The following is an 8,707-nucleotide window of genomic DNA, read 5'->3' as shown; positions in this document are numbered from 1 at the left end:
AAGTACAGCAGGTGGGCCGCTTTGGATTCCACCGTGGGGTAGGCGGGTTCGCCGAGCACGGTTTGGTCCAGATTGCCCAAGGTGGCGACAAAGTTGTCCTCACGCTCGTTGCCGAACAAAGCCGTGGCCTCGCTGCGGCCCATGAGATCGGCCTTTAGTCGTGCAATGCCGACACGGGCCTCGGCAGGCGAGGGCAATGTGCCGCCAGGGCTGCCAGGTGGTTGGGTCAGCAGACCTTCATCGTAGCGTTGCAGCCATAGGAACGTGTGGGTATATCGGGCAATCACATCCACCAGACCACGTCCCTGATCAGAGGTCAGGGCATCACCGGCTGCGGCCTTCTTCACCAGCGTCAGGGCGGCTTCCAGTTCGGCGGCGTTTTGCTCGAAGCGTTGGCGGTTCAGGGTGTAGCCTTGCGTCAGGTGCTCGCGCAGGACTCGCGTGGCCCACTGGCGGAAACGCGTGGCGCGGCTTGAATTCACGCGGTAGCCCACGGAGATGATGGCGTCGAGGTTGTAGTGCTTGAGGTTGCGCTGTACCTGACGGCGGCCTTCGGTTCGAACTGCTAAGAAATCCTTAGCAGTTGCCGATTCGGTCAATTCGCCGGCTGCGTAAATGTTTTTCAAGTGCATCAACACGTTTTCAGGCGTCGTGTCGAATAGATCGGACATCTGTCGTTGGGTCAACCAGATGGTTTCCCCTTCCAGCCGCACTTCCACCTGCCCGGCGTCACCTTCAAAGATCACCAGCTGCTGTTCATCGTTCATGGGGTCTCCGGTAGGGCGGGGGGTAGAGCACGGGGTAGTGTCCGCATAGGAAAAGGCTTTCCTACGAAACCAGCCTGTTATAACGTACCTTTCGGCAGCAGGGCGCGTGCGCGCGACCTTTTTGGCCGGGGAAAAAGCCAAGCCTCGCGTTTTAGGTATCTGTTTGGGTATTTCCAGGATGCCATACTTCTGAAACCAGCATGGTCATTGACCATTCGAGTCTCGTCGACCCACAGATATAAATCAGGCTGTTCCAGAACAGCCCAGAAAGTACTCGAAACCCGCATGAACATTAGGTTCTTGCGGGCTTTTTTGCGACGAAGGTCTGGCCGGCCACCATGGTATCGACAAGATGGGTGACCAAGGTCCGGGATCAGATGTGGGCTTCCGCATCCAGGCGCTGAAGGCCGGTTTCGATGTCCAGGCCCTGGGTTTTGAGCGATTGAACCTGTTCCAGTGTGAAGCGCGTCACGGTATCGCTGACGTTCAGTCCGTGCTGGTGCATCCAGGCAATATCGGAACTGTCGAATCCGTCGCCTCCCAGGCGCAGCAGCATGGGTTCGGGGTCGCCGGCCAGCAGATCGGTGGGGCGGAGCCCGTTCTGGAAGGCGATCGGCAGGTTGCCGGCGATGGTACGAGTGGCTTCTCCGCGCTGGATGATGGTTTCCAGCACTGTTTTGGCCTTGTCGTTCTGTGCTTGGATCGTGTGCAGGACGTCCAGGCTGCTGCGCAGCCTGTCCTGCAGCTCTACGCAGTTCTGTGCGACGTCCTGGGGCTTGCCTTCAGTGACGCCCTGCTCGAAGTCGCCAGCATCCTGGTTGATATCGATCAGGGCTTGGCGTTCTTGGCCAGAAAGGCCCTGCAGTCCGATCCGATCTGTCAGTTTGTCCAGTATCTGGCTGAGATCGTTGATCATGGCCTGCAGATAGGCCTTGCCTGTGTCGTTCATCTGACTGGGATCGAGTCCCGCCAGGAATTTGATGCTGCTGTCCACGTATGCGATCGTGCCAATGAAGACGCCAGCTGCCGAGGGGTTCAGGCCGTCCTGGCTGCGCAGGAGTTCTTTTGCCGTGCTCAGCGCGTGGCCTTCGATGGAATAGACCTGTCCCCGATCTTGCGGTGCAACGCCCTCGCATACCTGATCGATGACCAGTTTGCCATGTTGGTCGACCAGGGCAGTGGTTTCGGGCGCCAGTTGCATGGAGATTGCATGATCCACGGCGGGCATGGACATGGACTTGAAGTGATCGTAGAACTGCTGCTGCGCCAGGCCTTCGCCGTCGTCACCGAAGACGTCCATGATCACGTGCAGCGGGTTGTAGAAGGACTGCTTCTGGAAGGCTTCGCTGTTGACGATGGCGTCGTGCACGGCCTGCCGGGCCTGCTGGCGCGTCAGGACGTCCGGGCGTGTATCGTCGCCCAGGCGGTGCAGGGCATTGTCCGTCATGAGATCCAGATGCTGCTTGGTAAGCAGGGATCGATTGCTGGCCTGGATCTGCGTGGTCAGGCGTTCAGCCTTGGCGATGACACGGTCGATGCGGTACCCCGTGAGCGGGCGCCCCTTGGACAGCTGGGCAGAGAGGTCCTGCGACAGGGTATCGGCGATCTCCTTGCCGTAGCGTTCTGTCAGGGCCCGCACGAAGCCCCTGGCGACAGCCTTGTTGGACTGGATCTGGGAATCGCTGCGATTGATGCAATCCCAGGCGCGGGTGAAGATATTGCTTATGTTTCGTCGCCCATCGGCGCCCAGGGTGTTGTTCTGCGTGTCCAGAGTCAGGCGGGCGTTGAGATCCTGGCGGGCAATGTTGCCGTAGGTATTGAGTGAGATGCCGGACATGATGGGCTCCTCAGGCGCGATTGTCGAACAGCGCACCGGATGATGCGCCGTCTTGCTGATGTGGGGCCGCAGAATCTGGTGCGGTATCCGCTGCCGCCAACTGGGCGCCCCAGTATTCGGCATTCTGAATCAGGGCCTGCAGCAGCTGTTCCAGTCGGGGCTGGTCCATCTGCGCGGTGGGTTCACGAAACTGCAGGTAGACGGCGCCGCTTTCGGATTGCGTGGACAGTGTGCCGCCCCCCGTACCAACCCAATGGAAATTGGCGTCGCTGATCTGTTCCAGGATGGCGGTGCGTTGGCGGGCAGGCAGCTGGCCGCAATACGCGGTCAGGATCAGCTGTTCGCTGGACGGGAGAAACTCCAGGGCGATGTCCCGCGTGCTGTCGATACGGATCTGGCAGGTGTCGTCATCGTCCAGCCCCAGGTCGGGGATGCCAACCTGCTGGCCGATGCGTTGCAGAAGGATTTGGATATTTTGCTGGGACATCGGCGGACTCTCCGTAGGGCAGGGAAGGCACGGCAGAACGTGTTGGGATATCCTTTAGGTCACGCCATCCGAAAAAACGTTCCATTCAGGTCAATGTGTTGGCAGCTGTGCAACGCCCGTCGTCGTGCAATAGGTTTCAAATGCCTCTGGCGGGAGCGGGCGGCTGAACCAGTAGCCCTGGTACACATGGCACCCCATTTCGGCCAGCATGCGTTGCTGGGCCTGTGTTTCCACGCCTTCTGCAATCACCTCCAGGCCCAGGCTGCGTGCCAGCGCGGCCACGGCGCTGGCGATGGCGGCGTCATTGGGGTCGCTCTCCAGGTCGTGCACAAAGCTCTGGTCGATCTTGAGTTGGTAGAGCGGCAGGCGCTTCAAATACTGCAGCGACGAGTAGCCGGTGCCGAAGTCGTCGAGCGAAAAACGCACGCCTTTCGCTTGCAGCGTCGTCATGGCGGCGATCACCCCCTCGGTGTTGTCCATCAACAGGCTCTCGGTCAGTTCCAGCTTGAGGCGTTCGGGCGGCGCGCCGTGCTCCTGCAAGAACGCCAGCACCTGGGCGGCAAAATCGGGGCTCAAAAATTGGGCCGCGCTCACGTTCACCGCCAGCGTCAAGCGGTCTAGCCCAGGCTGCCCGCGCCAGTGGCCAAGCTGTTCGCAAGCGGCCCGCAGCACCCACTGACCCAGGGCGCCGATCAGGCCGGTTTCCTCGGCCAGGGGGATGAACAGGCCCGGCCCTATCAGACCGCGCACGGGGTGTTGCCAGCGCACCAGGGTCTCGGCGCCCATCACACGGAAGGCGCCATCTGTCAGCGCGATCTGCGGCTGGTAGTGCAGAAGCAGTTCGTCGCGCGCGATGCCGGTGCGCAACGCGCGCTCCATCCGCATGCGATCGATCAGCTGGCGCTCCAATGCGTCATCAAAAAAGTGCAGCAGCCCGCGCCCGGCCTGCTTGGCCTGGTACATGGCCAGCTCGGCTTGCTTGAGCAGCGCGTCGGCGTCGGGCGAGCGGCCCGCGAACAGCACCAGGCCCTGGCTGGCGCTGCCTTGGTAGTCGGTACCGGCCACCTGGCAGGGCGCGGCCAGGGCTCGTCGCACGCGCTCGGCCAGCGTTTCCGCTTGCGTTGCGGCCCACGTCTGCTCATGGCCAAGCTGCGGCAGGACGATCGCGTATTCATCGCCCCCCAGGCGTGCCACGGTTGCATCCGGAGGCATGGTGGCCGTGAGGCGGGTGGCAATGTGCCTGAGCAATTCGTCGCCTTGCGGGTGGCCCATGCTGTCATTGAGGGATTTGAAATCGTCCCAATCGAGCATGAGCAAGGCGCCCCAACGCCCATGCCGCGCAGCCTCGGTCTGCGCCTGCTGCAGGCGCTCGCGCAGCAAGGTACGGTTGGGCAGGCCGGTCAGTACGTCGTAGAAGGCCAGTTGATGGATCTGCTGCTGCGCATGTTTCTGGCCGCTCAGATCCGTGTAGCAGGCCACCATGTGCGTGACCTCGCCGGTGGCATCGGGCACGGCGGTGATACTCATCCACTTGGGGAAGATCTCACCGCTTTTGCGCCGATCCCAGACCTCGCCTGCCCAATGCCCCGTCGCCCGGATGGTGGCTACCATCTGATCGTAGAATGCCTGATCGTGGTGGTGGGAGCGAAACATGCGAGGTGTCTGTCCCAGCATTTCCTCGGGGCGATATCCCATCAGAAGGCAGAATTCCTCGTTGACTCGCTGGATGCGAGCGCGTGCGTCAGTCACCATCGCCGGTTGGGTATGTTGAAAGACAGCCTCTGCCACGCGAAGCTGGCTCTGAAGGGAATCCAGTTCGACTTGAGTCGCTTGCAGTCGTTTGCGGCACTCGAATATATCTTTCAACATATACCTCTCGACTGATATCGAAGACGTTTCCGCCGAGGCGTTGGCGTGGCTGTCTCCACGACTCCCCGTGCCGTTTTCCCCTTTATCGGTCCGGCATGAATCCGGACCACTCTATGCCTGCCAGCTCGGCCAGCGATCTATGCCAGCTTGCAAGGTCGTCCTTTCGGAATTGGTCCAGGCGGTTGTGTCCGCAGGCGCGGGCCATGATTTGCATCAAGTCGGTGCTGGCCTTGAAGAACGTGGCCAGGCGCTGAGCGGAAGCCTCGACATTCAGGCGCTTGCGCAGTTGAGGGTCCTGTGTCGCGATTCCGGTGGGACACAGGTTCGTATGACAAATACGGGCGGCTATGCAGCCGATGGCCTGTATCGCGGAATTGGCCAGTGCGACACCATCCGCTCCCAGTGCCAGCGCCTTGGCAAAGTCGGTATGGGTTCGCAGGCCGCCCGTGATGATCAGCGTGACGCGCCCACTGGCTTTCAGCTGGTCGAGGCAATGGCGGGCTCGAGCCAGGGCCGGGATGGTGGGCACCGAGATATGGTCGCGGAACATGAGCGGGGCGTCTCCGGTTCCGCCGCCGCGACCGTCCAGGATGATGTAGTCCGCGCCAGCCCTGACAGCGAATGCGATATCCCGCTCGACGTGTTGGGCGCTGAGCTTGAATCCGATCGGGACACCTCCGGTGATTTCGCGCACACGGTCGGCAAAGCGGGCGAAATCTTCGACGGTATGCAGATCGCGGAACGTGGGCGGTGAATCCGCATTCTGCCCTTCGGGCAGGTGACGGATTTCAGCGATGCGGCCCGTCACTTTTCGGCCGGGCAGGTGCCCTCCCGTGCCGGTCTTGGCCGATTGGCCGCATTTGAAATGGAATGCCTGTACCAGGGGCAGGATGGACTCGTGATAGCCGAATCCGGCGGATGCATACTCGTACAGATAGCGATGGTTGGCCTGTTGTACCTCCGGCAGCATCCCGCCTTCGCCTGAACAAATGCCCGTGCCGGCCAGCTCCGCCCCTTTGGCCAGGGCGATCTTGGCCTCTTCTGACAGCGCCCCGAAGCTCATGTCGCTGACCAGCAGAGGGATATCGAGCTGCAGCGGCTTTTTTGTATCCGGACCGATGACCATCTGTGTATCAACCGGCACGTCTTCCATCAGTGGTTGGCAGGCCAGCTGTGCTGTCATGAACTGAATGTCGTTCCAGTCCGGCAACTGGCTGCGGGGGACCCCCATTGCCGCCATCTCTCCATATCGACCCATTTTGCTCAGGCCTTCGCGCGCCAGGCGGTGGATGAAGGCAACGGTCGGCTCTTCAGGGGTTGGTGACACATCGGGCACGGGGTCGGCCGTCGGCGTGGTGGCTGTTGCCGGTGATTCTGGGGCTGTCGGTTGAAGGGGCGCTGATCCCTCGCCAGCTGGAATCGTCGTGCGCGGCGCATTCGAGGCGAGATCATCCAGAGAGAATTCCTTGCCTACCATGGCGTCTGGCACCTTGCTGTGATGTCCATCGCAGAACGGCGCATCTTTGGTTTGCTTGCAGCGGCACAGCCAGGCCTCGCCGTCCTTCTCTGCCGTGAAGGCCAGGGGCGTGAATCCGGTGCCCCGGTGCGAGCCATCACAGAAGGGCTGGTTCTTCGAGCGACCGCAACGGCACCAGTAGTATTCCTGGCCGGCTTTCAGCTCGACCGCGATGGGTTTGTTCGCAGCAACAATGGGTTTCAAGGCTTGTCTCCTTCCCTTCAATAAGATTCAGGTTCTTCAGCGAATGCGGCCGACCGATGGGGTCAATACGGGGTGGCACAGGTCCGGCAGAGCATCGGTCTGCTTTCCACTCAGGATGCTTGCAGGTTGCGTATGGATGCTGGGGAACCCGATTCGTCGTTCGGCGCGAGCCCATGCGCGTCAAGCACAGGGCCTGCCAGTTGGATGACGGCTGCGCGCAATTCGTTTCAGCTGCGCGCGCGAATCACGCTGTAGGTGAATTCATCTTCAAGGTGGATTCGCCGCCCCGATCCCGGAGGCGGCCCGATCCCGGAGGCGGCCCGAGATTACCGGATCAGGCGGGACGAATCGGAGACTGGACGCTGACGCTCGTCCCGGCGGTGAATCGTGATGCGTTCCCGGCCGCGGTCCTTGGCTTCGTAGAGCGCATCGTCGGCGGCCTGCAGCAGTGCGCGCGCATTCTGGAAGAACTGGGTGTCCTCCATGTGGGTCGCGATGCCGGCCGAGAACGTGACGGTGCCCTGGGCGCCGCTCTGGGTGTGGAACGGGTTGTCGCGGACATTCTCGAGCATGCGCTGCAGTACCGTTTCGGCCTGTTCCGAATCCGTTTCTGGCAGGAGCATCACGAATTCTTCGCCGCCGTAGCGGGCGACGGTGTCGATCTGGCGCGACTGCGCCTGCAGGCGCTGGGCGACCATCGCCAGCACCTGATCGCCTACGGCGTGGCCGAAGGTGTCGTTGATGGCCTTGAATCGGTCCACGTCGATGAAGGCGACGCTCAGCGGTGTATTCGAACGGGTCGCCCGTTCGAACTCGTGCTGCAGCATGGAGTCCAGATAGTTGCGGCTGTATAACCCTGTCAGGGAGTCGCGCTGGGTCTGTTCTTCGAGCACCGTGATGCGGCTTTCGAGAGCGACGCTGGCAGGATGCTGTGTGGTCGCGCGCAGCAGGCTTCTGACGGCCAGTGTTTCCCGGGCGCTGTATTCCAGGTCCTGCAGCATCTGCGCGTCCGCAAGTTGCGTGTCGAACAGGGACTCCATCTCGGGGATTTTCTGGATCATTGCGCTGATGATCGAGCGGTACTGTTCCAGCCGGATATTCAGGAGCGCCTGTGCCGGGTCGTAGGCCAGTTCGATGGAATCGGGCTCGATCTGTTCCTTCATCCAGGCGTCTGCGATCACGGCTGCCGCAGCGACATAGAAGGGCAGTTTTTCGTCTTCGGTTGGTCCGGTGTGGGGCAACTGGGTGAGTTCGTGGCTCAGCCATGCCGCTTGGCAGATTCTGTCCGGCAAGCCCCAGTTTTTCAGCAGATGCGCGGCGGCCTGGGCATGCGTGAAACCGAAGCGCACGGTTTCTTGCACGAGCAGGTGCCGGTGATCGGTGCTTTGCTGGTAGAGCTCTGCGTAGGGGGCGCCGAACATGGCGTCCATGGCGAGGATGCCGATGTCTTGCAGCAGGCCCGCCAGCAGGAAGTCTTCGGGCTGTACTTCGCCCAGTTTCTCGGCAATGGTGCGACAGGCCAGTGCCGTCAGCAGCGTCCGGCGCCAGTAGGCGTTGGTGTCAAAACCCGATTTGTATTGTTGGGACAGGCACGCCCGCAACGAAAAGCTGAGCGACAGTGCGATGGTGGCGTTCAGGCCCAACAGGCTCATGGCCTGCGGCAGGTTGGTGACGGCGCTCCGGCGCCCGTAGAACGAAGAGTTCGCCACGCGCAGCAGCTTGCCGGCCAGCGCCGGGTCGTACGTGATCTGTTCAGCGAATTCATCCAGCGACGTGGATTCGTCGTTGGCCAGTTCCACGAGCCTCAGGGCCACCGTGGGGAGCGTCGGCAGACGTTTGCAAAGTTTGAGCCGTGCGACGATATCCGCCGTCTGTTGACGTGTTTGATGTGTCACTATTTTGGCTCTCCATTTTTATCATTGTCTGTATTTTTACTGGAAAATAGCGACATCAGACTGCCATGTCTCCTCTGGATGTCTCCCCTCGGTGATATTCCTGAACAATTTCGTTGCATCGTTGTTATCTTG

6 protein-coding genes are annotated in these 8,707 nt (G+C 61.3%); all 6 read right to left on the bottom strand.

The window, feature by feature from the left end:
- Nucleotides 1-767: RhuM family protein (gene rhuM / locus VDP74_RS13700; RefSeq protein WP_323000203.1), on the bottom strand; the 767-nt coding region annotated here is incomplete at its 3' end.
- A 373-nt stretch (nucleotides 768-1,140) separates the two neighbouring features.
- Nucleotides 1,141-2,604, bottom strand: coding sequence for a hypothetical protein (locus tag VDP74_RS13695; RefSeq protein WP_323000202.1), 1,464 nt, complete (start codon nucleotides 2,602-2,604; stop codon nucleotides 1,141-1,143).
- A gap of 10 nt (nucleotides 2,605-2,614) precedes the next feature.
- Nucleotides 2,615-3,091, bottom strand: coding sequence for a type III secretion system chaperone (locus VDP74_RS13690; RefSeq protein ID WP_323000201.1), 477 nt, complete (start codon nucleotides 3,089-3,091; stop codon nucleotides 2,615-2,617).
- A 90-nt stretch (nucleotides 3,092-3,181) separates the two neighbouring features.
- Nucleotides 3,182-4,957: a putative bifunctional diguanylate cyclase/phosphodiesterase gene (locus VDP74_RS13685; protein WP_323000200.1), complete on the bottom strand. Its 1,776-nt coding sequence runs from the start codon at nucleotides 4,955-4,957 to the stop codon at nucleotides 3,182-3,184.
- An 85-nt stretch (nucleotides 4,958-5,042) separates the two neighbouring features.
- Nucleotides 5,043-6,680 carry a glutamate synthase-related protein gene (locus VDP74_RS13680; protein ID WP_323000199.1) on the bottom strand — a complete coding sequence of 546 codons (1,638 nt, stop codon included), beginning with the start codon at nucleotides 6,678-6,680 and terminating at the stop codon, nucleotides 5,043-5,045.
- Between the two features lie 326 nt (nucleotides 6,681-7,006).
- A complete protein-coding gene (locus VDP74_RS13675; RefSeq protein ID WP_323000198.1) occupies nucleotides 7,007-8,575 on the bottom strand; it encodes a GGDEF domain-containing protein in 1,569 nt (522 codons plus the stop codon).
- Nucleotides 8,576-8,707: the final 132 nt, after the last annotated feature.

The sequence above is a fragment of the Castellaniella sp. genome, assembly GCF_034674885.1.
Lineage (GTDB): Bacteria > Pseudomonadota > Gammaproteobacteria > Burkholderiales > Burkholderiaceae_B > Castellaniella.
This window is presented reverse-complemented; position numbering and strand designations above follow the sequence as displayed.

Excerpts from the sequence above, each read along its gene's own strand:
- VDP74_RS13695 (WP_323000202.1), bottom strand. The coding sequence starts at position 2,604 with ATGTCCGGCATCTCACTCAATACCTACGGCAACATTGCCCGCCAGGAT.
- VDP74_RS13690 (WP_323000201.1), bottom strand. The coding sequence starts at position 3,091 with ATGTCCCAGCAAAATATCCAAATCCTTCTGCAACGCATCGGCCAGCAG.